The sequence below is a fragment of the Varibaculum sp. C0165D1 genome (assembly GCF_056590355.1).
In genome coordinates this window covers 102,370-124,120 of the sequence record NZ_JBWPVY010000002.1, presented here as the reverse complement: position 1 = coordinate 124,120, position 21,751 = coordinate 102,370, and the positions used below count along the sequence as shown (strand labels likewise).

17 protein-coding genes are annotated in these 21,751 nt (G+C 54.8%); 5 read left to right on the top strand and 12 right to left on the bottom strand.

The genetic code is table 11. The annotated features are described in order from the left end of the window. Positions 1-4 precede the first annotated feature (4 nt). The 4 genes from AC1EKS_RS03150 to AC1EKS_RS03135 all read right to left on the bottom strand — a co-directional run bounded on the left by AC1EKS_RS03150 (position 5) and on the right by AC1EKS_RS03135 (position 5,129). Positions 5-823: a trimeric intracellular cation channel family protein gene (locus tag AC1EKS_RS03150; RefSeq protein WP_481008793.1), complete on the bottom strand. Its 819-nt coding sequence runs from the start codon at positions 821-823 to the stop codon at positions 5-7. Positions 824-1,207: 384 nt separating this feature from the next. After that, a complete protein-coding gene (locus AC1EKS_RS03145; protein ID WP_481008792.1) occupies positions 1,208-3,298 on the bottom strand; it encodes an MFS transporter in 2,091 nt (696 codons plus the stop codon). A gap of 41 nt (positions 3,299-3,339) precedes the next feature. After that, positions 3,340-3,825 (bottom strand): MarR family winged helix-turn-helix transcriptional regulator, encoded by a 486-nt coding sequence (locus AC1EKS_RS03140; RefSeq protein WP_481008791.1) that lies wholly within the window; start codon positions 3,823-3,825, stop codon positions 3,340-3,342. Between the two features lie 512 nt (positions 3,826-4,337). Beyond that, positions 4,338-5,129: an HNH endonuclease family protein gene (locus AC1EKS_RS03135; RefSeq protein WP_481008790.1), complete on the bottom strand. Its 792-nt coding sequence runs from the start codon at positions 5,127-5,129 to the stop codon at positions 4,338-4,340. A 94-nt stretch (positions 5,130-5,223) separates the two neighbouring features. On the opposite strand from AC1EKS_RS03135, the gene AC1EKS_RS03130 reads away from it, so the two are divergent. Next, entirely contained in the window at positions 5,224-7,884 is a 2,661-nt protein-coding gene (locus AC1EKS_RS03130) for an ATP-dependent helicase C-terminal domain-containing protein (protein WP_481010200.1), read from the top strand. A 412-nt stretch (positions 7,885-8,296) separates the two neighbouring features. On the opposite strand, the gene pgm is transcribed toward AC1EKS_RS03130, so the two are convergent. Then, positions 8,297-9,967, bottom strand: a complete 1,671-nt coding sequence (gene pgm, locus AC1EKS_RS03125) for a phosphoglucomutase (alpha-D-glucose-1,6-bisphosphate-dependent) (RefSeq protein ID WP_481008788.1) — start codon at positions 9,965-9,967, stop codon at positions 8,297-8,299. Between the two features lie 84 nt (positions 9,968-10,051). Between pgm and tadA the strand changes: the two genes are divergently transcribed. Beyond that, positions 10,052-10,606, top strand: coding sequence for a tRNA adenosine(34) deaminase TadA (gene tadA, locus AC1EKS_RS03120; protein ID WP_481008787.1), 555 nt, complete (start codon positions 10,052-10,054; stop codon positions 10,604-10,606). Positions 10,607-10,733: 127 nt separating this feature from the next. Then, positions 10,734-11,984 carry an ATP-binding protein gene (locus tag AC1EKS_RS03115; RefSeq protein ID WP_481008786.1) on the top strand — a complete coding sequence of 417 codons (1,251 nt, stop codon included), beginning with the start codon at positions 10,734-10,736 and terminating at the stop codon, positions 11,982-11,984. Positions 11,985-12,036: 52 nt separating this feature from the next. On the opposite strand, the gene AC1EKS_RS03110 is transcribed toward AC1EKS_RS03115, so the two are convergent. The 3 genes from AC1EKS_RS03110 to pdxS form a co-directional block, all read right to left on the bottom strand. Beyond that, entirely contained in the window at positions 12,037-12,873 is an 837-nt protein-coding gene (locus AC1EKS_RS03110) for an N-acetylmuramoyl-L-alanine amidase (RefSeq protein WP_481008785.1), read from the bottom strand. A 139-nt stretch (positions 12,874-13,012) separates the two neighbouring features. Then, entirely contained in the window at positions 13,013-13,582 is a 570-nt protein-coding gene (gene pdxT / locus AC1EKS_RS03105; RefSeq protein WP_481008784.1) for a pyridoxal 5'-phosphate synthase glutaminase subunit PdxT, read from the bottom strand. 70 nt (positions 13,583-13,652) lie between these two features. Next, positions 13,653-14,567 (bottom strand): pyridoxal 5'-phosphate synthase lyase subunit PdxS, encoded by a 915-nt coding sequence (pdxS, locus tag AC1EKS_RS03100; protein ID WP_481008783.1) that lies wholly within the window; start codon positions 14,565-14,567, stop codon positions 13,653-13,655. A 333-nt stretch (positions 14,568-14,900) separates the two neighbouring features. On the opposite strand from pdxS, the gene AC1EKS_RS03095 reads away from it, so the two are divergent. After that, complete coding sequence (locus AC1EKS_RS03095; RefSeq protein ID WP_481008782.1) at positions 14,901-15,374, top strand: PTS sugar transporter subunit IIA; 474 nt, start codon at positions 14,901-14,903, stop codon at positions 15,372-15,374. Between the two features lie 184 nt (positions 15,375-15,558). On the opposite strand, the gene AC1EKS_RS03090 is transcribed toward AC1EKS_RS03095, so the two are convergent. From AC1EKS_RS03090 to AC1EKS_RS03080, 3 genes are all read right to left on the bottom strand, one after another. Then, entirely contained in the window at positions 15,559-16,383 is an 825-nt protein-coding gene (locus AC1EKS_RS03090; protein WP_481008781.1) for a MetQ/NlpA family ABC transporter substrate-binding protein, read from the bottom strand. A gap of 179 nt (positions 16,384-16,562) precedes the next feature. Further along, a complete protein-coding gene (locus AC1EKS_RS03085; protein WP_481008780.1) occupies positions 16,563-17,303 on the bottom strand; it encodes a methionine ABC transporter permease in 741 nt (246 codons plus the stop codon). After that, a complete protein-coding gene (locus AC1EKS_RS03080; RefSeq protein WP_481008779.1) occupies positions 17,300-18,322 on the bottom strand; it encodes a methionine ABC transporter ATP-binding protein in 1,023 nt (340 codons plus the stop codon). Before AC1EKS_RS03080 ends, AC1EKS_RS03085 begins: the two co-directional genes overlap by 4 nt. Before the next feature lie 335 nt (positions 18,323-18,657). Here AC1EKS_RS03080 and AC1EKS_RS03075 point away from each other — a divergent pair, with 335 nt between their 5' ends. Then, positions 18,658-19,962, top strand: coding sequence for a TrpB-like pyridoxal phosphate-dependent enzyme (locus AC1EKS_RS03075; protein WP_481008778.1), 1,305 nt, complete (start codon positions 18,658-18,660; stop codon positions 19,960-19,962). A gap of 82 nt (positions 19,963-20,044) precedes the next feature. Here AC1EKS_RS03075 and AC1EKS_RS03070 read toward each other — a convergent pair whose 3' ends face one another. Next, positions 20,045-21,601 carry an AMP-binding protein gene (locus AC1EKS_RS03070; protein WP_481008777.1) on the bottom strand — a complete coding sequence of 519 codons (1,557 nt, stop codon included), beginning with the start codon at positions 21,599-21,601 and terminating at the stop codon, positions 20,045-20,047. Positions 21,602-21,751 lie beyond the last annotated feature (150 nt).

Here is a 21,751-nt window from a genome sequence, read left to right as displayed (position 1 = left end):
CCGTTTACTTCTCGATTTGGCTTCCGGGTGAATCTTCTGTGCTACCTTCCTCGTTACTGGCTCGCTGCTGATTGCCACCCGAGTTGTTTTCATCTTTGGTTTCCGGGTCGGTGTTTTTGAGATTCCGTTTCCGGCTATCACGCACTCGTAGCAGCTGCCGAAACTGACGGGGAGTTAGAGTGATCCTGATATCTGGTGCCTCGGGAAGGATCCAGCCTCGCCACTGGGATAAAAGCACGAATATCAGTGCAGCAATAATCGAGACTGCCATCCCCGTTACCGGCATATCCAGTTTGAAAAACACCACCATTATGACTGCGGAGGTGGCAGCAGGCGTGGCGTAAAGATTAGCACCTCCAAAAATTTTGGGGATTTTTCCCACCATCACGTCGCGGATAATGCTTCCGCCTACCGCAGTAGTCAGCCCCATCATCATCGCAGGTAGTACCCCTAATCCCAAGGCGAGGGTTTTTTGGGCGCCCGTAGCTGCCCAACACCCGAGGCAGAGGGCGTCGGCTACCGTTATCAACCGGTTTGTCCATTTTGATTCTAGGCGCCAAAAAAATGCCACGGTCGCACCAAAGAGGGCGCCTCCAAGATAAAAGGGATCGGTAAAGGCTACCGGAATCTGTTGGAGCAGCACGTCCCGGGCCATCCCGCCACCCAGGGCGGAGATAACCGCGAGGGTAGCGAATCCTATCGCATCGAAGCGGCGTTCACGAGCGAGTTTCGCGCCGATCACTGCGGCACAAAACACTCCGGTCACGTCGACTACCCGGAATACTATTTCCAGAACTTCAGGACCAAAGGCACTGGCAGACATACCTCTATCTTTATGGTTTCACTCTATTTTTTCCACTCATGGATTTATCGTCGCCCCAGCTTTCTCTCCGTTTTGAGGCATGTAGATGCGCAGGAGAGGGCTTTTATCGGAGTTTGGGCAGTGCAGTGAGTAGGCGCGATGGTGATGGGAAAGAGAGTGTGCGAAAAACTTATTACCGCAGGGGGAGATTTTATCCGAGTGGGTGCGGTGGACGTACGAGCCGCGGCCGGTAAAAGATACGAGAGGGGCTTGACCTGCGTAGCAGGTCATGGGGTCCCCGGAGTGCTTTTACCGAGCCAGGCTAGGATTTGCGGGGACGCCCTCATTATTCTGGGGCGGGAGGAAAAATCTCCCCCTGCGGGATTTAGCTACCGATCACTGTATTTAAGCGGAGATTACGGCATCAATTTTTCGCTTAGAAGGCAGCCCTGCCAGCAGTAATATCCCTGCCATTGACAAGATGGTATAGAACCAAAAGAGGCGAGAGAATCCTTCATTTAGCCCCATTTGGAAGGCGGTCTCGATCTTGTCGCGGTTAGATTCAATATCTTTTAGATATTGCTCCTGCATTTTATCCACGCCTGGCGGAACCATCCCCATCTTGGCTTTCATCTTCTTTTCCTGCTGCGCGAACATGTATTTCGCTACCTCCTTAGTGCGATCTACCACGTTGGTTACATCAGCGGTTTTAATTTTGCTTTGTAGGGAGGCGGGCATATCGGACATCTTGAATCCCATATCCGCTTTCGCCACGGGGTTGGCAGCTTTCGGACTGGGCTTTTCTGCCGAGGCATTTGCCTGGGTGCTTGGGGGCATGGTTTGTCCGTTAGCTACGGCTTCGGACGGCATAGTCTGCTCGCCCTCGCCCATTTTTTCGGGCATTCCTTCCCGGTTACCCTGAGCCTGTGGGGGCATTGCCTTTGGATTATCCTGCGCGCTAGGTGGCATACCTTCGCCATTGCCTTGAGCCTGCGGAGACATACCCTGCGGCATGCCTTTGCCCGCGCCCTCGGGAGCCGGAGCCGTCATAGTCAGCATTTTCGGCATCTCCATGGCGGGCATGGCGTCCATGACTTTACCGGAAAGTCCGCCCATGGCAGTGGCTAGCAAACCTACCATGATTGCGGGTGCCAAAGTGGTACCCAGCGAGCGGATTAGGGAGAGGGTCGCTTGTCCCGAGTTAGCATCAGTTTCCGGTATCAAGTGCAAGATTAGGTAGGTCAATGGCGCACCCATTAGGAACCCTAGTCCCAGGCCCATAGCGAAAATGGAAACCGAGGTAGAAATGAAGCTCGGGTAAGAGCTGGCCCAGTAAATCAACATGAATCCGGAAATCGCAGAAATCAGCACGCCGATTCCCAATACCAAACGGGGGCCGAAGCGGTCAGTTAATCTTCCGCTCAAAGGAGCACCGATAGCGGAAGCTAAGCCGATAATAATCGTGGGATACCCGCCGCGTCCTGAGGGCAGACGCATGCAGTTTTCTGCGAACTGGGGGATGAACATCACGGTCATCATCAAAATGCCGCATACGGCACCGAACAGCAAAGTAGTTCCGACATTGATAGTGGCAAAGTATTTAAAATCAATGAGGGGGTCATCTGCGCGCACTTCCGTTACCCAAAATGCCGGCACCATGATTAGGAAAATGAGTAACCCGATCCATACGTTGGGATCTCCCAGGGATTCCCCGATCTTAGTGAAGTCTAGGTTTTGGAATGCCCACAACAGGGCGGTAATCATAGTTACCAGGATAAACACTCCAGGTAAATCCAGTTTGCGGTCAGAGCTTTGGGTTTCTTGCGGCAAAGCCCAAATCCCGAGGGCTACCACGATTACTGCAATCGGAACATTAATGTAGAAGATCCACTGCCAGTTTTGCTGCCCGGCGATATCCAAAATTAGCGAACCAGCAGAGCCGCCGAACACAGAGGCAACGCCATAAACCATGCCTACCAGTCCCAAGGCCATGCCGCGCTTGGGAGGAGGAACAATCGTGCCCACCGCCGCGGTTGCCACTGGCACCATTCCGCCGCCTCCGATTGCTTGAATGGCGCGCGATACGAGCAGCAGCCCTAGGGAGGAGAAGTCTTGTGCCAGTCCGCACCCTAACGAGCCAATACCAAATAGCCCGATAGCCAGCACGTATACCGGTTTACGTCCAATAATGTCCGCAATCTTTCCGATAACTGGAATCGCGGCTGCATAGGCGAGGGTGTAGATAGTGAAAACCCAAACTCCGACCTTGTCACCTACTCCCAGCCCATTTTGAATAACGGTACGAGCCGGGTTCACAATGCCCATATCGAGGGCGCCCATCCCAATCCCCGCTAAATAGAGGACGAGGACGAGTTTCCAACGTTTAGGGGCAATAAAATCGCTGCTGGCGTCGCTATTTATTGTTTCTTCGGTTTTGGTGGATTTCTTTGATTCTTCTGTTGCCTCTGCATTTGAGGCGCCAAGTAGATTACTCATTTTTGATCCTTAAGGTTGCCAATGATTCTTGGCGGGAGCTTTTAGCTTTCGAGGCCGTGGGAAGTGTCCAGTGATTCTAGAAATTGATGCAGCATATCGGTGAATACTTTCAGTTCCTTTTCGCTGCGTTTTGCGAATAGTCCGCTAATTCCGGCCTCCATGGGGGCGGTGAAATCGTGTCCGATTTTCCCGCCTTTTTCCGAGATGCGCAGGACGGTCTTGCGCCGGTCAGCCTCGTTGGTTTCCCGATTCACGTAACCGGATTCCACCAGTCGATCCGTCAGATAGCTAACCGCCGCCCTAGTGATGTGCAGCTGCTCCGCTAATTCCGAGGGGGATAGGGCAGCACCGGCAAGTTCTGCCTGCCAGATTTGCAGTAAGGCTTCCCCATCTTTGCCATGCAGCCCCAGTTTCGAGGAATATTGGCTGATCAGGTCATTTGAAGCAAAAACCAATCTATGTAGCTCATAGAGGAGCTGATCTAACTGTTCCGTGCGCGCATTGGCCAATCCCGAATTATCATTCATATAGTTAAGTATATTAACCATTAAGAAACTTAAGCAACCAGAATTTATAATTTTCTCCGTGAGCAGACCCGCCTCCATGCGAGGGAGCCTCCGTAAGGGAACGCCCATTGTCGGTATTCGCTCGCGCAGAAAGCTTATTGCGTAGTAAGTCACCAGTAGCGAGGCTAGATATTCGCAGGGGTAGATTTTATCTGGGCAGGTCCGGTGGTTGGGGCGTACGAAAAATTATTTTCGCAGGGTATGCGAGTTTCGATACCCGCAGGAGCCGGTTTTATCCGAGTGGGTGCGGTGGGCGCGTAGGGGTGGGTTTTATCCGAGCAGGCGCGGTGGGCATAAGAATTCGAAAAATGCTTAGGCATTTTTCGAATTCTTGGGCAGGAGGAAAAACCCACCCCTACGCGCCGAAATAGCTGGAGTGCTTTTACCGAGCCAGGCTCGGATCCGATGGGTAGGGGCGCAGGAGGAAAAACCGGCTCTTTGGGTACAGCTGTCAGCGCGCGCGGAGTAGTGATTTAACCAGCGGGGATGGGCCGCGTGGGGCAGGACGCCGCCACTGTCGCCATCGCCCGCTTTTCCTCCGGAGTAACCCACAGCCGCCACTTTTGTTTAATCGCAGTCTGTAAAGCCACATATTGGCAATGAAACCCCTGATTAGGGGGTAGCCAACTAGCGGCATCCTTATCTTCTTTGTTTTGATTTGCGGGTCCGTCAACTGCCAGCAGATTCAACGGATCATTGGCAAACTGTTCGCGAGTTTTGGTATCCCACCTGCTGGCCCCAGTTTTCCAGGCATTAGATAGCGCCACCACGTGGTCAATCTGGATTTTGCTGGAAGTATCTGCGCCTTTGCGAAATTGTTGGAAACGCCCCGTGTAAGGCTCAGTAAATTCTCCGGATAGCACCACGCAGCCCCGAGTTCCCGCTTTGGTCTGCACCTTAGAGAGATCACGCCGTAAAATATCGTTTCTAGTGTCGCAACCGTTGCGGTCAACATCTGCCCAACGGATTCCGAATTGGGAACGCTGATAGGGGGCGGCGCTTTCCCACTCGCCCTCGGGTAGGTTCGCGACTGCTTTTACCAAGTCAGTTTGCACCGATTCGGAGAGGATCTGATCCGCGCTTTTCCCCCAATTGGGTAGTCCTGCTTTAGGGATGCCTTTTTGGGAAAGTCCCGCTAGATCCGGACCTAAACCGGGAATAAAAGCCCAGGCTAACAGAGCGATAATCAGGGTAGCGATGATCCGGTTTCCCCAGGACCCCCTCCCTCGGCGTCGGCGGCGCCTGCGTGACCAGTAATACCCCATGAGCCTATTGTGCTTATTTTGCGTTTATTTTCCTATTCAGCCGTCCCGCTGCCGGAAGTATTCGCTTTTATCTGCCTCGGTGCACAATAGAAGCATGTTTACGCTTTCCCAGGCACGCGCTCTTGCCCCTGAGCTTCCGGCAGCGAAGATTCTGCCGGATCTGAAAGTCGCCCTTGAAACCGTAGGGAAAGCGATCGTTACTGCCGAGCCCGGGTCGGGGAAAACCACTTTGGTTCCTCCCTTTTGCTGGGCGTTAGAGGACGCGCGGGCTAAAAATCACGAGGAAGCGGCGGGAATTGTAGTTACCGAGCCCCGCCGGATCGCTGCCCGAGCTGCTGCCAGTTACCTGCAGACCCTGCTACCTCAAAATCAGGATAACCTGGCTGCTAAAGTGGCGTTTTCGGTACGAGGAGAATCTACTCGCAGGCGCGATACTCGCCTGGATTTTGCGACTGCTGGACTGTTTTTGCGGCGTCTGCTGGTGGATCCGGAACTTTCGGGTATCGGTACGGTGATTATCGATGAGGTTCATGAGCGGTCTTTAGACACCGATATTTTATTAGCCCTGCTCTTCGAGGTGCAGCAACTGCGCCCGGAGCTGCGGATAGTGGTGATGTCTGCGACTTTAGATAGCGAGCTCTTCCGGAAGGTCTTGGGTGAGGATACCCCGGTGCTGGAAGCGGAAGGAAAACTTTTTCCTCTGCAAGAGGTATTCGCGCCGCCACCGTTGCGGGTGCGACGGATCAGCGAGCGGGGAACGTCCTGGGAATTCCGCGACTATTTGGCCGATTTGGCACTAAAACATCGCATTAACGCTGACACTTTGGTGTTTGCCCCCGCAATCGCGGATGTAGAGGCGATTGCCAGTGCCGTGCGTTTGCGAGCTCGTCACCCGGAACGAATAATGACCTTACATGGGCAGCTATCTCCGCGCGAGCAGTCAAAAGTGCTTTCTGAGGGCGCATTTTCGGTTGCTGACAACCCCCTAGAGGCGGGCGAGGGGCGGATTATTGTGGCCACCTCGGTGGCTGAATCGGCGCTGACGGTCCCCGGGGTTCGCCAAGTGATTGACAGCGGATTATCGCGGGTTCCTCGCCGCCGGCTGCGCGGAAATGCCGGAGGACTGAGCACCTTGAGCTGCTCGCGGGCCACTGCCACTCAACGCGCAGGACGCGCCGCGAGGCTGGGACCCGGATATGTGATTCGCGCCTATGACCAGCTGACTTATGCGCGCATGGAACCCGATAGCCAGCCGGAAATATTGCGGAGTGACCTTGCCCAGACCTATTTGCAATTGGCGGATTGGGGGCAAACCGACCTGGAAGTTCTGGCACTGCCAACTGCCCCTCCGCCTGCTGCCTGGCAGCAGGCGGAGAAGGATTTACAGGCACTTGGCGCCCTCGATGTTGATTGCCGAATTACCGCTTTTGGACGCCACCTGGTTCAAATTCCAGCCCATCCCCGCCTGGCGCGTGCCCTGATTTTGGGGGCGCGCTTAGTGGGTCAGCGCCGCGCCGCCCAGGTGGTCGCGGCTTTGCAGGCAGATTTACGCAGCTCAGATGGTGACTTATGGGCAGCTATTCGCCGCGCGGAACGCCAAGGAGATCGAACTTACCGCGCCGAGCGCAACCGATTTGAAAAATTGGCACGGCGTTATCAAGATATCGATGCTGGTAGTGTCGGTATCTCTGATTCGCTCCTGGATAGCGCAGGGCAGCGGGGGCAAAACGCTGCGAGTGGCAAAGCTGAGAAACCGCCAGTATCCTTGGAAAAAGTTGCAGCGGATTTAAGCGCCGGATTAGTGGTGGGGATGGCATATCCTGACCAAATAGGTCGGGTAGCCGGTAAAGAAGGGGTCTATCAACTATCTGGTTCGGGAGCAGCTCGCCTAGAAAATAACAGTTCTTTATCCACCAGCAAATGGTTGGCGATTGCGGAAATTGGAGCGCGTGCCGGCGGAGATGATCTAATTCGCCTAGCCGCACCCTTAACTGAGGAACTAGCCTTTGAGCTGGGAAGTCATCTACTGCAAGGAAGACATCTTGAAGAGTTTCGAGAAGGAAAAATCTACGCTTGGCAACAAAAGAGTTTAGGGGAAATCCCCCTGCAGCGTCAGCGCGCCAAAATCCGAGAACCCGAACGCGTCCTCGAAAGCGAATATCAGCGGGTGGGACTAGATTTTCTGTCTTGGAGCCCTAAAGCCCATCGCTTGCGCGCCCGCCTGCGCTGGGGATCGCACTATTTGCCGGATATTCCCGCAGTTAGCGACCAGGATTTACGAGATAATCCCCGCTTTTGGCTGGTACTGGTGGGTTACTTTGCAGACGGAAAAAACGCCACCAACGCCCCGGTCACAACCTGGTTGGATGGCATCCTCGACTATGAAGCTCGGCGTGCTCTCGAACGCGAGGCACCCAACGAGTTTTTACTCCCTTCGGGCAGGCGCGTCGCCATCAGCTATCCAGACGATATCGTTAGCGGCCCGCCCCGGGTGCAGGCGAAACTGCAAGAATTCTTTGGTCTGCAATCCGCACCTAAAATCCTGGGAGGAAAAGTTAGCCTGGCGATGCAGATGCTCTCGCCTGCGGGGCGGCCGCTGGCGTTAGTCACAGACTTGGATCACTTCTGGGATCAGGTGTATCCGCAGGTGCGAGCAGAAATGCGGGGTAGGTACCGCAAGCATCCTTGGCCAGAGGATCCCCGCGCTGCTATCGCGACCGCTGCCACCAACCGCCAGCTCCGCTCCCGCCGTTAAAAGTGCCGATTACTTTTCATTTCCCGTAGTAGGGGCGGAACCTAGATTTTTCCTCCCAACCCGATATTAAGGGCGAGGATCACTTTTGTCTCCCGCAGTAAGGGCAGGGGATAGATTTTTCCTCCCGCCCAAGAATTCGGTAAACACCAAAGGTATTTACCGAATTCTTATGCCCACCGCGCCCACTCGGATAAAATCTATCCCCCGCCCCCCGCAGTCACTCGGCGCGGATACAACCTGTTCCTCACGCCGGTTAGGTACTTGTGGCGGCAAACAGTAAAGGGCGGTGATTACTTTTTGGCGATCAGGCTAGACGGGCGTAAGAAATTGGGCAATACGCTGGTATTGCCCAATTTCTTTGGGCGGGAGACAAAAGTAATCTCCGCCCTTGCGGTATAAGAGTTAGAGCCGACTACGAGAGGGCGGCGCCTACTACCTCTTGCGCTTCGGAGATCACTTGATCTACGTCCTCGTCGCCCTTGAAAGACTCCGCGTAAATCTTGTAGATATCTTCGGTACCCGAGGGGCGGGCCGCGAACCAGGCGTCCTTGGTAACCACTTTGAGTCCGCCGATTTCGGCGTCGTTACCGGGGGCGCGCACCAGTTTGTCAGTGATCTCTTCGCCGGCGAGTTTCTCGGCGGTGACATCCTCGGAAGAAAGTTTCTTGAGCTTGGCTTTCTGCTCCGGGGTGGCGGCGGCCTCGAAACGCTTATAGCTGGAAGCCCCGAAACGCTCCACCTGCTGCTTGTGTAGCTGAGAAGGTGAGGTACCGGTTACTGCCAGGATTTCGGAAGCCAGCAGCGACAAAATAATGCCATCTTTATCGGTGGTCCAGACTGAGCCGTCCCTACGCAAGAAAGAGGCCCCGGCGGATTCCTCGCCACCAAAACCGATAGTTCCGGAAAGTAATCCCGGAACGAAATACTTAAAGCCGACTGGAACTTCCACCAGTTTGCGACCCATATGGGCCACTACCCGGTCGATCAGCGAAGAAGAAACCAAGGTTTTGCCGACTCCGCAATCCCCACCCCACTCTGGCCGATGGGTGTACAGGTATTCGATTGCTACCGCCAGGTAGTGGTTCGGATTCATGAGACCGTCCGGGGTAACGATCCCGTGGCGATCTGAATCGGCATCATTGCCGGTCGCGATATCGAAAGGCGTAACCCCGTCCTCGTCGGGCGCCATCTTTTCCCGCAGCGATGCCATTGCATAGGGGGAGGAGCAGTCCATCCGGATTTTTCCGTCCCAATCCAAGGTCATGAAGCTGAACGCGGGATCCACATCCGGGTTAACTACCGTCAGGTTCAGGTCGTGACGTTCAGCAATCATGCCCCAATAGTCCACCGATGCCCCACCTAGCGGATCCGCCCCGATGCGCACTCCGGCAGAGCGAATAGCATCCAAGTCAATCACGCTGGGCAGGGCATCTACATATTCGTGGAGGTAATCATGGGGGTGAACACATTCGGCGCTAGTTAGATCTGCCAGCGTAGAGCGAGGCACATTGCGCCATCCGTCCTCAAGGATCTGGTTAGCGCGGTCAGCAATCCAGCCGGTAGCGTCTACGTCTGCCGGTCCGCCAGTGGGGGGATTGTATTTGAAGCCACCATCGCGCGGTGGGTTGTGAGAAGGAGTGATTACGATTCCATCTGCCGCGTCCGCGCCTGAGGTGCGTACCTTGCCGGGCGCTCCGTTGGCCTGCAGGATCGCCAAGGAAACTGCCGGGGTGGGGACATAGGAGTTACGGGAATCAACCCACACATCGACTCCGTTCGCTACCAGCACTTCCAGGGCGCTGCGATGGGCAGGTTCGGAGAGGGCGTGGGTGTCGCGCCCGATAAATAGGGGCCCGTTGATACCTTCTTTGCGACGGTATTCCACGATCGCCTGGGTGATGGCGACAATATGGGCTTCGTTAAATGCGTGGTCGAAGGCGCTGCCGCGGTGTCCCGAGGTGCCGAAACTAACCCGCTGGCTAGGTTCTTTGGGATCTGGCTCCAGGTCATAGTAGGCGGCTAGGAGGTCATCGACATTGATTAAATCTTCTGGTTTGGCTTTTTGCCCGGCTCTTTCAAACATGTACTCAGTCTTTCATTTATTTGTTTGTTTGTCTGCGAAAACGGCAAAGTTTTATAAGTGCAAAATGCCAGGTAAATTGAGGACATGGATCGCTTTGACGAGGAAATGCGTCTGGCTATGGGGTTGGCGACCCAAGCCCAGCGGCAAGCGGATGTGCCGGTAGGGGCAGTTTTACTTGCACCTAGGGCCGACAATACCTTGCCTATTAATACCCAGAACACCGATTTTTTTACCGACGAGGGCGCGCTGGCTCCCGGGGGTGAGGACGCTTCCTATCTCGGCTCTTGGGAAATAATCGGACGCGGTTTTAACCAACGGGAAACCTTTCCCTTTGATCCCACTGCCCATGCCGAGATTCTGGCTTTGCGACAAGGGGCGGCGAGACTAGGCACTTGGAGACTGACCGGCACCACCCTGGTAGTTAATCTGGAGCCTTGCACTATGTGTGCCGGCGCCTTGGTGAACGCTCGGGTTTCGCGGGTAGTGTTCGGTGCCTGGGATGACAAAGCGGGAGCTGCTGGCTCTGTCCGCGATGTTCTGCGCGATAGTCGCTTAAATCACCGCATCGAAGTAATCGGTGGGGTTTTAGAGCAGGAATGTTCCGCGCAATTAAAAGACTTCTTCGCCCGCCGTCGCTAAGTTACTGCGCTCGCCCAGCACCTGCCAGCTTCCTCCTGCCCCCTATTTTCGGTAAACAGGTGGATAACTCTCCGGCAAACAGGTGGATAACTCTCCGGCAAACAGGTGGATAGAGTATACTGAAAATATGGCTGACTACTTAAAACGGGTAATTGACTACGAGATAGCCCAAGTTTTTCCACAACTGCCGGCGCTGTGTATTGCCGGAGCTAAAGGAGTGGGTAAAACCGAGACCGCTAAGCGGCGGGCTCGCACCACTTATCAGCTAGACCAAGTCGACACCCGCACTATTTTGCAGGCCGATCCGCAGCTTTTCCTACAGCAAAAACCGCCGGTACTCCTGGATGAATGGCAGCTGCTGCCGGAAACCTGGGACACGGTGCGCCGCGCGGTTGATGATGGTGCACGTCCCGAAAGTTTTCTCTTGACCGGTTCCGCCAGCCCCAAACCCGGGGTGCAAACCCATTCGGGAGCAGGAAGAATAGTTACTTTAAGGATGCGGCCATTGACTCTTTCTGAGCGGGGAATTGCTACTCCCACGGTCAGTTTGCGTGACCTTTTTGCCGGCACCGAAAAGATAACCGGCACCAGTGACCTGGCTGCCTCCGATTATGCTGAAGCTATCTGTCAAACCGGATTGCCGGGATTTCAACATTTGCGAGGACGGGCTTTGCGCTTGTCCATTGATTCTTACCTGCGTGACGTGATTGATAAAGATATCCTCACCCAGGGGTATCTCACTCGCACTCCGCATACTCTCCGCGCCTGGTTACGCTCCTATGCGCAGGCTACCGCCACTACCGCGTCCTATGCGCAGATAGTAGAAGGGGCAACCGCTGGCGAGGGAGATAAACCCAGTTCCGAAACTACCCGCACCTATCGAGATTTCTTGACTAAACTCTGGATTCTGGAACCCCTAGAGGCCTGGCAGCCTTTGGGGACGGGCTGGAAACGTTTGACCAGCAGCCCTAAACATCACCTAGTAGATCCCGGCTTTGCGGCACGCCTTTTGGACCTCGAAGCCACGGATCTATTGCGTCCTGGTGGTGGCAATATTTATGGGGCGCTTTTTGAATCTCTCGCCCTCCTGTGCGTGAGGGTTTACGCTCAGGCTCTGGAGGCTACGGTGGGGCATTTTCGTACTCGAGCGGGTGAGCATGAAGTTGATTTGGTTCTGCAAGGGCGGGGCGGATCGCTAGTGGCGCTAGAAGTGAAAACCGCGAATCGGGTCGGCGACCACGATGTTAAGCATCTAGTCTGGTTGCGGGAACGTGCCGGTGAAAAAATGCGTGCCGCCGCGGTGCTTTACGGTGGAAAGCAGGCTTATATGCGTAAAGATGGGATCGCTGTTATTCCCCTGGGTTGCCTGGGGCTTTAAGATTCCGGAAGCCGGAACGCATCTTTAAGGCGAGGTTCTTTCCCTTCGGTGGCTAACCGGCGGAGAAGTAGCTCAAAATTCCTTGGGCGAGGCCGGAGGCGTACTGCTGTTGTCCCTCGGGGCTCGACATCCGCCGCGCATCCTGGGGGTTACGCATTTCCCCCAGCTCCACCATAACCGCCGGCACCTGCGCAAAATTTAAAGTAGCCAGGTCAGAGCGGGGAACCGGGTTTGATCCAAAAGTCGTGGAGGGGGTAAGTCCGGCGCCTTTAAGACCCCCAGAAACTGCGCGTGCCAGCTGCTTAGAGGGTTGACCTTGGGCAGCGTTTAGCGGGGGGCTGGAAACCATTACAAAAAATCCGTGAGGAGCGCTGGACTCAGAGCCATTTCCGTGAATAGATATCAAGGCGGCGGCACCCTTTTCGTTCGCGAGTTTGCCGCGCCGATCGACACAGATCTCGGCATTAGGTCCATTATCTCTAGTAAGAACCACTGTGGCACCCTGTTCCTGCAGTTTATTGCGTAAATAGTCGGCAACATGCCAAGTGAATTTATACTCCGGATAACCGGCATTAGTGGCGGTGCCGGAGGTGTTGCAAATCTTACGTCCGCCTCGTCCATTGGAAATCGGGTTGCTCAGTTGCCTGCCCTTGCCATGACCGGGGTCCACCACGATGACCTTTCCAGTCAGTGGTTTAGCGGCGGGAGTTGTCGGGGTGGCGGAAGTGGCAGGAGTAGTCGGGCTGGCGGGCGTCTTAGCTTTGGGAGCAGCGGTGGTGGCTCGCGATGATGAGGGGGAGGGGGAGGGAACAGGTCCCGGATTTACCGCCGGGCTGCAAGCAGTAAGGGTTAGGGTGCCCACTGCTATGAACCCCAAAATTGAGACCATGAATTTGCCGGACCTGCGGGGGCGATGGAGAAGCATGCTCTAACTCTAACCCATACTCTTGCGGGTACCTGGTAACGTCAGCTGTATCCTGCCAAACTAGCGGCAGTTACCGTGCTAGTTAGGCATCGGGCTAAGCGAATTAGAGGTTCAAAAACATTCGGTGCAGGCGCGGGTCGCCGGTCAATTCGGGATGAAAAGTAACCCCGATCTGATTGCCGGCTCGCGCCCCCACAATCAGGTCATTTACCCGCCCGAGTTCTTTTACATCCGGTCCCACTTCGCTAATACGAGGGGCACGAATAAAAGTCATCGGCAGATCTTCCATTCCCGCGAAGTCTGCGCGGGCGTTAAAGGAACCGAGTTGGCGCCCATAGGCATTACGCTCTACGGTTACGTCTAAGGTACCTAGCGCCGTGCGATCTACGCTGCGCTTGCCCATAATTCGTTTGGCCAGCAAGATTAATCCTGCGCAAGTACCTAGAACCGGCATTCCCGCAGTAATCATTTCCCGCAGCCGATCAGCCATTCCCAGTTCAATCAGTAGTTTTGATTGCACCGTGGATTCTCCGCCCGGTAATACCAGGCGGTTAAAACCGCTGCGCAGGTCTGCGGCTTCGCGCAGCTGAACTACCTGAGCCCCCAGTTCCCGCAGGCACTGTTCATGTTCAATGAAGGCACCTTGAACTGCGAGGACGCCAACTTTTTCCATCTATTTTTCGCCTACTATTAGTGCCGGTAGCAAGCTGTCCGTTGCTACCGCTGTCCTGTTTTCTGACCGTTTACTTTCCGCGCTCGGCCATCAGCAGGTCGATTTCGCTTTCGTTAATACCCACCATGGCTTCACCCAGATTTTCGGACAATTCGGCGATCAGTTTCGCATCCTTAAAGTTAGTGACTGCCTTGACAATGGCATTGGCACGTTTCGCGGGATTACCGGACTTGAAAATACCCGACCCCACGAACACGCCCTCAGCACCTAGCTGCATCATTAACGCCGCATCCGCTGGGGTGGCTACCCCGCCGGCCGCGAAATTTACCACCGGCAGACGCGAGGAATCGTGCACTTCTTTCAGCAGTGCCAGTGGTACTTCTAGCTGCTTGGCGGCCTCAAAAATCTCATCTTCGCGCAGGCTGGAAACCCGGCGGATTTCCGCGTTCATCTCGCGCATATGGCTAACCGCCTGTACTACGTCGCCGGTTCCCGGCTCGCCCTTGGTACGAATCATGGTGGCACCCTCGCCGATGCGCCGAAGCGCTTCGCCCAGGTTACGTGCCCCACACACGAAAGGTACTTTGAACTGGGTTTTATCAATGTGGTAGATGTCGTCGGCGGGGGAGAGGACTTCCGATTCATCGATATAGTCGATTTCGATAGCTTCCAGTAGCTGGGCTTCAACAAAATGCCCGATCCGGCACTTCGCCATCACCGGAATAGAAACCGCCTCTTGAATCCCCTTGATCATTGCCGGATCGCTCATCCGGGAAACGCCGCCCGCTGCGCGAATATCGGCGGGGATACGTTCTAGTGCCATAACGGCCGCCGCGCCTGCGTCCTCGGCAATCCGCGCCTGCTCCGGGGTGGTGACATCCATAATCACGCCCCCCTTGAGCATCTGCGCGAGTTGACGGTTCAGTGCCACCCGCTCTTTAAGCTCGTTTGATTCCTGGACGTTGGAAGTGTTAGCGGTTTCCATTTTCCGTTCCCTCTTTCTGTACCTAGCCTTCTGGGTCGCGGCGCTAAGCGGCGCTTTTTCCCTCTAAGCATCTACTTTACAAACTAACGTGGGGAAATAGGTATTTATTGGAGGATGCGATTCTACGCCTTTCGCTTTCGCCAGCTATTATGTTTGTCGCTAGTGAGCAATCTAGCGATAGGCTTCGAAGGAAGCTGGGAAATAAAAATTGCGGATGGCCGGAAACATAGGATATTTGGGTATTGCTGTTTCCGGCGATATTCCTCGCGGGGAAACCCATGAAAACAACCGTCGGGAAGTTAGCCGCATACTTTTGAGGTAAAGGGATAAGAAATGAACACCACCGTATCGATACTGGCTCCCCTTAGTGGAGAAGTTATCCCCGTAACCGCGGTTCCAGATCCGGTTTTTTCCCAAAAGATGATGGGGGAGGGTGTGGCTATTCGTCCTTTACCGAAGGTGCAGTCGGTTTTGGCTCCGGTTAGTGGGAAAATCGTAAAACTTTTTAAAACCGGACATGCCTTCGTGCTGGTGGGGGAGGTTGGAGCCCTAGAAGTGCTGGTACATGTGGGACTAGATACCGTAGCGCTTAAGGGCGAGGGCTTTAAGCTACTGCGGGGCGAGGGCGAAGAGGTTAGTGCCGGGCAGCCCCTAGTCGAGGTCGATATCCCTCGGCTGCTCGTGCTAGAAAAAGATCCGGTGACCCCGGTGGTGTTTATCGGACGTGATCAAGTGAAAACCCTCGACTTCACGCCAGGTGAGGTGCATGCCGGATCCCCGCTATGTCAGGTTACTCTGCGTGGGTAACCCCGCTAAGCGATACTTTGAAATCTGACAGCTATTCTTGCGGCTATTGATAACTGCAGGGTAATCGCCTAAGCGACTTGTAGACACAAAAGTAGACACAAAAAGGGGCGGGGCGAAGAATATCTTCTGCCCCGCCCCGGAGATTTAAGGCGATTAGATTTTTAAAGCGACAAGATTAGTCGGATTAGAAACCAGGTAGCACTGCCTTGTTCGGCCAAGTCTTCTCAATGTAAGCCTTGACTTCCGGAGAGTGCAGTAAAGTGTCCAGCTTCTTAATTGCCTCTACCTTTTCGGAATCTTTCTTCCAAACCAGAATATTCAGGGAAGGATTATTCTTGGTAGACTCCAAGATCAAGGCTTCAGAGGGCTCCTTGCCTCCAAGTTGCGCAAAGTTACCGTTGATCACCGCGACTTCTACGTCAGCTAGGGCGCGTACTAACTGCGGACCTTCCACCTCAGGCAGCTCAAAGCCGCGCGGATTGTATTCTTTAGACTTGGCAATCACCGATACCTTCTGCTGTTTCTCATCCTTCGGCAACTTAATTAAACCATTGTCAGCCAGTAGTTTTAGAGCACGCGCCTGGTTAGTGGGGTCATTGATGATCCCAATCTTGGCGCCGTCCTTCAGATCCTTAATATCCTTGATCTTTTCGGAATAAATTCCTAGCGGCTCTAGGTGGATTCCCTTACCGTGATCGAACTGCCAGTTGTGCTTGGCAGTCTGATCATCGAAGTAGGGAACCGTCTGATAATAGTTGGCATCCAGATCCCCAGAATTCAGAGCTTCATTCGGTTGGACGTAGTCGGTGTACTCTTTAACTTCCAACTCGATGCCCTGTTTCTTAGCCAAGTTATCGGCCACGTAACGCAAGATCTTCGCATGAGGATCAGGGGAAGCGCCTACGATCAGTTTATTGTTGTCGCCAGAGGAGCTACCGCCGCAGGCAGCCAGACTTAAGGCCAGACCAGCAGCTCCAGCTGCGGTCACAATTTTCTTCCAAGTTTTCATTTTCTTTTCCTTTTAATTAGTTGTTTTTTAGGTAGTTTACAAAGTTTCCTTGCCTGTCCCCGCCGGCGTCTACCAAGCGGACGAGGACGGGACTTTTCCAGCTACCCAGCGGGTAGCCAAGGAATGAAAGTTTTATCGAAAACCGCTAAGAGCGGTAAGAATCTCCGACTGGTTTTCCCTTAGCGGTGATCTACCAGCCGGCTAAGCATATCGCCCACCCACTGCACGATGACCACGATCAGCAGGATGTCGATAACCACGACCAGCATAACGTCACCCATAAACTGGTTGTAACCGTAGTTTATGGCAAGCGCCCCCAGGCCGCCGGTACCCAAAGTACCTGCCATCGCGCCGTAACCAATCAAAGAGATCAAGGTGACGGTAACTGACTGAATTAGGGCGGGCAGTGCTTCGCGCACCTGCACCCCCATCATGATTTGCCAGTTAGAAGCACCCGCCATTTTAGCGGCCTCTAGTTTGCCGCTTTCTACCCCCTGCACATTGGATTCCACCAGGCGGGCAAAGAACGGCGCCGCCGCCAGGGTCAGCGGAACTACTGCCGCTTTCCACCCCAAAGTGGTGCCCACCAGCAGGCGAGTAAAAGGAAGAATCGAAATCATCAAAATAACGAAGGGCAGCGAGCGGCCTACGTTCACGATGAATCCCAACACCGAGTAGAGCACGCGCGCGATCTTCGATCCTGACAGTAGCCCCGCCGGAGCGGTAGCTACCAGCAGCAAACCAATCGGCAGCCCCAGCAGAATCGAGAAAAATCCCGACCATAGCGACATGTAGATGGTTTCTAAAGTGGCGTCCAGAAGATTATTAGTAATCACCGGATTGGAAAACCACCTGCCGGAAGCCTCCACAGTCAGAGGCATCAAGGTCACAACCTGTGAGGTAGTAGCGATAAGACTCATGCTCGCACCTCCGTATAGATCTGATGATTTTCCAGTTCCCGAATAAAGCCGTCCAGTTCCGTGGTTTTAACTCCCAGAGCTAGACGACCAACCTGCGTGGTTCCCACGGTTTCAAAAGTTCCGGCCACGATATCGCCGCCCAGGCTAGCCACCAGATCCATAACTTTAGATCCGGTGGGCACCCCTGGCGAAGAAGTGAAAGCAATATCTACTACCGAGGCGGGCTCGCCGTCTAAAGTTACTTCTTCGTCAACATTGGGGGGCGGAACCAGGTCTTTAGCCAGTCGCGAAGACGGATCCTTGACTACGTCCTCTACCGAACCGGTCTGTACGATCTTTCCGCCTTCTAGCAAAGTGACGTGGGTGCAAATCTCGCGGACCACGCTCATTTCGTGGGTAATGATCACCACGGTTACGCCCAGGCGGTCATGCACGTCCTTGATTAAGTGCAGGATCTGCTGGGTGGATTCGGTATCCAAAGCGCTGGTGGGTTCATCGCATAGCAAGACTTGCGGCTCATCGGCAAGTGCGCGGGCGACCCCTACTCGCTGCTGTTGCCCCCCGGAAAGTTGGGAGGGATAAGAGGAACCACGGTCATGCAGCCCCACCAGATCTAGCAGTTTTTGAACCCGCTCGTGGCGATCCCCGCGCTTTTGTCCCGCCAAATAAAGTGGATAGGCAATATTGCCGGCAGCAGTGCGTGAATCCAGCAGGTTAGCCGCCTGAAACACCATCCCAATAGAACGGCGTGCCTGACGCAAATGCTTTTCAGAAAGGGTCGAAAGGTTTTGTCCCGCCACCAGGATTTCTCCCGAAGTGGGATGTTCCAAAGCGGTCAGGCAACGAATAAGCGTAGATTTTCCGGCTCCCGATTGCCCCACGATGCCGTGGATTTCCCCGGCCCCAATTTTTAGGGAGATACCGTCGAGGGCGTGCAGCTTATCCTGTTTCTTGCGGGGATAAATTTTATAGACGTCCCGCAGCTCAATCAGCGGCTTTTCCACATTAGCGTCGCTCATAAGTACCTTCCCATCGGTCCTGGCATTAGCACCGTCTGATCGGTTGCTGCAGTGCGCGAGCCAGGTCTCTGCACTGCTCTTGATGGCTACGTTTAGATTAAAGCCCCGAAAAGCAAAACGCCAATTTTTGAGACGGCTTGTAGTAGCTATCACGTTTTCGCTAGCATAGGGGCATGGAAGAAACAGCGATCAAGTCGATTCAGTGGTGGTGGCTCGCCTAGGCGGGTCCTTTCTTTCAGGCATTTATAGAACCCGCCAGGTGGCGGGTATTTTTTTGTCTCCCGCCAGCGGAAACTATTTAATAGAAGTGATATTTCAATGAGGAGCAAAACAAGATGACTGATAACCCTAGAATCCAACCCTTAGGATTTCCGATCGATAACCACATCCCTGCTCGCTGGTACAACCTGGTCGCGGACTTCCCGGAGCCGATGCCTCCCTACCTGAACCCGCAGACCCGCGAACCTATTACCGCGAAAGATTTGGAACCTCTGTTTGCTCCCGGGCTCATCGAACTGGAGATGAGCAAGGAACGCTATATCGAGATTCCCCAGCGAATCCGGGAACTCTATACCAATTTCCGTCCCGCGCCCCTTTATCGCGCGCACAACTTGGAGCAAAAGCTCGGCACTAAATGCCGCATCTACTACAAATATGAAGGTAATTCTCCGGCCGGGTCCCATAAACCGAACTCGGCATTAGCGCAGGCCTACTACAATGCGGTGGCCGGGATTAAACGTCTCACCACCGAGACTGGGGCTGGGCAGTGGGGTGCCTCCCTGGCGATGGCCTGCGCCATGCTGGGAATGGAATGTGAAGTTTGGCAGGTACGTTCCTCCTATGATCAAAAGCCCTATCGGCGCATGCAAATGGAAACTTACGGCGCAAAATGTTGGAGTTCGCCCTCCGATCGCACCGAGGCAGGCCGCCGGATACAAGCTGAAAACCCCGATACTTCCGGCTCTCTAGGGATGGCAATTTCGGAGGCAGTCGAATCTGCGGTTTCGGATCCGCAGGCGCACTACGCTTTGGGCTCGGTAATGAATCAAGTGATTATCCACCAGACGGTGATTGGCTTGGAGGCACAAGTTCAACTGGCTAAAGCGGGCGAATCCGGCGCGGACTTCATTTTCGGTTGCGCCGGGGGTGGCTCTAACCTGGGTGGTCTGGCTACTCCCTTTATCGGCGAGAATCTGCGGGAAGGCAAGAATGCGCGGGTGGTCGCCTGTGAGCCGGCAGCCTGTCCTTCGCTGACGCAAGGCGAATACCGCTACGACTTCGGGGATATGTCGGGTCTGACCCCCTTAATGAAGATGTACACCCTGGGGCATGAGTTCGTGCCGGATCCCATTCATGCCGGTGGTTTGCGCTACCACGGGATGGCGCCAATGGTTTCGCACGCCTATCACTTGGGATTGATGGAGGCGCGTGCCTATCCGCAAGAACAGACTTTTGCGGCTGGGTTAGAGTTCGCGCGTGCTGAGGGGATTATTCCTGCTCCCGAATCCACCCACGCGATTGCGGGGGCGCTGGACTTCATTCGTTCCGGGGAGGCCGGCGATGATCAGGTGATGCTGATTGGGCTTTCCGGTAACGGGGTGCTGGACTTGGCGGCCTACCACCAGGTGCTAAAGAAGTAACTGAACTTACTGGTAGAGGCGGCGGGGTTGTCCTCGCCGCCTCTCCTTATTTGGGGCTAATGCCAATTTGGTCAATAGCCATTTATTTGCGCCAGGTGCGGTTTTCTTTATCGGCGGCGCGGGCATCCGCTTGCAGGGCGCGGCGATCTAGTTTCCCACTGGGCAGCAGCGGAAATTGGGGGAGCAGCGCCACCGCGCGGGGCAGATGCGAGGGCGGTAACTGCTGTCTGAGGGATTCGCGCAGCTGGTGGCCTAAATGGGCAAGGTTGCGGTGATTTTCGGGCTTTGTGGCGGGTAAAGAGGCTGCCGAAAAAACCGCGCAGAGTAGCTGTCCCCATTCATCATCTGCTAGCCCGCAGAACTCAATCCCTGCAAATCCCGCCTGTTCCGCTGCCCGGGTCACCCGCGGTAGAGAGATATTTTCCCCGCCAGAAATGATGGTGTCATCTAAGCGTCCGAGCACCTCCAGGTGAGCTGGGGTGGAGTCATCAATAGTTTGGGTTGCCGTTTTGCTCGTATCCGCGCCCTCAAAAATTATCTTGCCGGCATCATTGGTAGCCAGCCAGGGTTTCCCCTCGAAAACCTGGATTTCTGGGTCGGATTCTGCCTCTAAATAGCCGTTCATCAAAGTGGGGGTAGACAGCCAAATCCTGCCCTCGTTAACCGCAACTTTGACTCCCGGCAGGGGAACACCGTCATAGACGCAGCCTCCGCAAGTTTCGGTCATCCCATAGGTGGTGACCAGGTTCAACCCCTGTTCGCGCCCGGCAGTTAGCAGCGAGGAGGAGATGCGCGCTCCGCCTACCAAAATCGCGGAACAAAGGCGCAAAGCCGCGAGGGTTTCTGGATCAGCGAGGGCGCGGGTCAGCTGAGTGGGAACCAATGATAAATAAATAGGGACGCCCGCCGGAGAAAGGTTTTGCAGTGCCTCCCTCAGGCGTGAAAGTTTAAAACCGCCGGTCATGTCGATAGTTACCGGTTCGGTTCCCCCCGCATAGGCGCGGGCAATCACTTGGAAACCGGCGATATGATCCCGAGGCAGCGCCGACACCCAAATGCCAGTACCCCCTAAACGCTGCGCGGTTGCCTGATGGGAAGCGCGCAAAGCCGCCAGCGAAATCCCCACGAGACGCCCTCCAGGCTTGGTGGAGCCGGAAGTTGAAAGAATAAAACTTACCTGCTCCGGCAGGCGCTGCAACCGCAATGCTTGCTGGCGAGCCCAAGAGCGGGACAGACGCTCGGTACGCGCCGGGAAAAATATCGGGTGGTAATCCGCCAGGATCCGCAGCGCAAAAAAAGGTTTCGCCGGCACGGCAACTGCCGACAAATCAATAGTGGGCAGGGAGGTAAATTTGTCCGGCCAGAGGGCGGTGCGTAGCGCGGTAAAAAATAAGGTATCGCGAGCGGGATCATCGGATACCGGCAAGAAAATCAGCGGCCGCGCGCGTGGGGCAGAATCCTCAGTTTTCTCCCCCAATTTTTTCTCTACGTTCGGTTCGCTTTGTAACCAGACAATTTGCGGAGTGTTTTCAGTTTCCTCAAGCTGGGAATCTTTACCGCCATTGCTGGTTTGAGGAGCTAAAACTTCGCTGGCTGCCCGAGCGTCCGTGCTCGGTGAGGGAACAATACGCAAAGCCAACCTCCGAAAATAGCCGTCAGCGCCTAGTCTATCGCCAGTTTCGACTATCCCATTTCAATCGTGAGGGATAGTTTTTCTCCCGGGGCGGGTCGGGCCGTAAAAGCGCTCGGGGGACCCCAGTGACCCTCGCTTCGCTCGGCTCAAGCCCCC

What these genes read in the sequence shown, in the direction of transcription:
- AC1EKS_RS03095 (WP_481008782.1), top strand. Translation starts at nt 14,901, where the DNA reads ATGAACACCACCGTATCGATACTGGCTCCCCTTAGTGGAGAAGTTATC.
- AC1EKS_RS03075 (WP_481008778.1), top strand. Translation starts at nt 18,658, where the DNA reads ATGACTGATAACCCTAGAATCCAACCCTTAGGATTTCCGATCGATAAC.
- AC1EKS_RS03130 (WP_481010200.1), top strand. Translation starts at nt 5,224, where the DNA reads ATGTTTACGCTTTCCCAGGCACGCGCTCTTGCCCCTGAGCTTCCGGCA.
- AC1EKS_RS03110 (WP_481008785.1), bottom strand. Translation starts at nt 12,873, where the DNA reads ATGGTCTCAATTTTGGGGTTCATAGCAGTGGGCACCCTAACCCTTACT.
- AC1EKS_RS03085 (WP_481008780.1), bottom strand. Translation starts at nt 17,303, where the DNA reads ATGAGTCTTATCGCTACTACCTCACAGGTTGTGACCTTGATGCCTCTG.
- pgm (WP_481008788.1), bottom strand. Translation starts at nt 9,967, where the DNA reads ATGTTTGAAAGAGCCGGGCAAAAAGCCAAACCAGAAGATTTAATCAAT.
- tadA (WP_481008787.1), top strand. Translation starts at nt 10,052, where the DNA reads ATGGATCGCTTTGACGAGGAAATGCGTCTGGCTATGGGGTTGGCGACC.
- AC1EKS_RS03115 (WP_481008786.1), top strand. Translation starts at nt 10,734, where the DNA reads ATGGCTGACTACTTAAAACGGGTAATTGACTACGAGATAGCCCAAGTT.
- AC1EKS_RS03145 (WP_481008792.1), bottom strand. Translation starts at nt 3,298, where the DNA reads ATGAGTAATCTACTTGGCGCCTCAAATGCAGAGGCAACAGAAGAATCA.
- AC1EKS_RS03090 (WP_481008781.1), bottom strand. Translation starts at nt 16,383, where the DNA reads ATGAAAACTTGGAAGAAAATTGTGACCGCAGCTGGAGCTGCTGGTCTG.
- AC1EKS_RS03135 (WP_481008790.1), bottom strand. Translation starts at nt 5,129, where the DNA reads ATGGGGTATTACTGGTCACGCAGGCGCCGCCGACGCCGAGGGAGGGGG.
- pdxS (WP_481008783.1), bottom strand. Translation starts at nt 14,567, where the DNA reads ATGGAAACCGCTAACACTTCCAACGTCCAGGAATCAAACGAGCTTAAA.
- pdxT (WP_481008784.1), bottom strand. Translation starts at nt 13,582, where the DNA reads ATGGAAAAAGTTGGCGTCCTCGCAGTTCAAGGTGCCTTCATTGAACAT.
- AC1EKS_RS03080 (WP_481008779.1), bottom strand. Translation starts at nt 18,322, where the DNA reads ATGAGCGACGCTAATGTGGAAAAGCCGCTGATTGAGCTGCGGGACGTC.
- AC1EKS_RS03140 (WP_481008791.1), bottom strand. Translation starts at nt 3,825, where the DNA reads ATGAATGATAATTCGGGATTGGCCAATGCGCGCACGGAACAGTTAGAT.
- AC1EKS_RS03150 (WP_481008793.1), bottom strand. Translation starts at nt 823, where the DNA reads ATGTCTGCCAGTGCCTTTGGTCCTGAAGTTCTGGAAATAGTATTCCGG.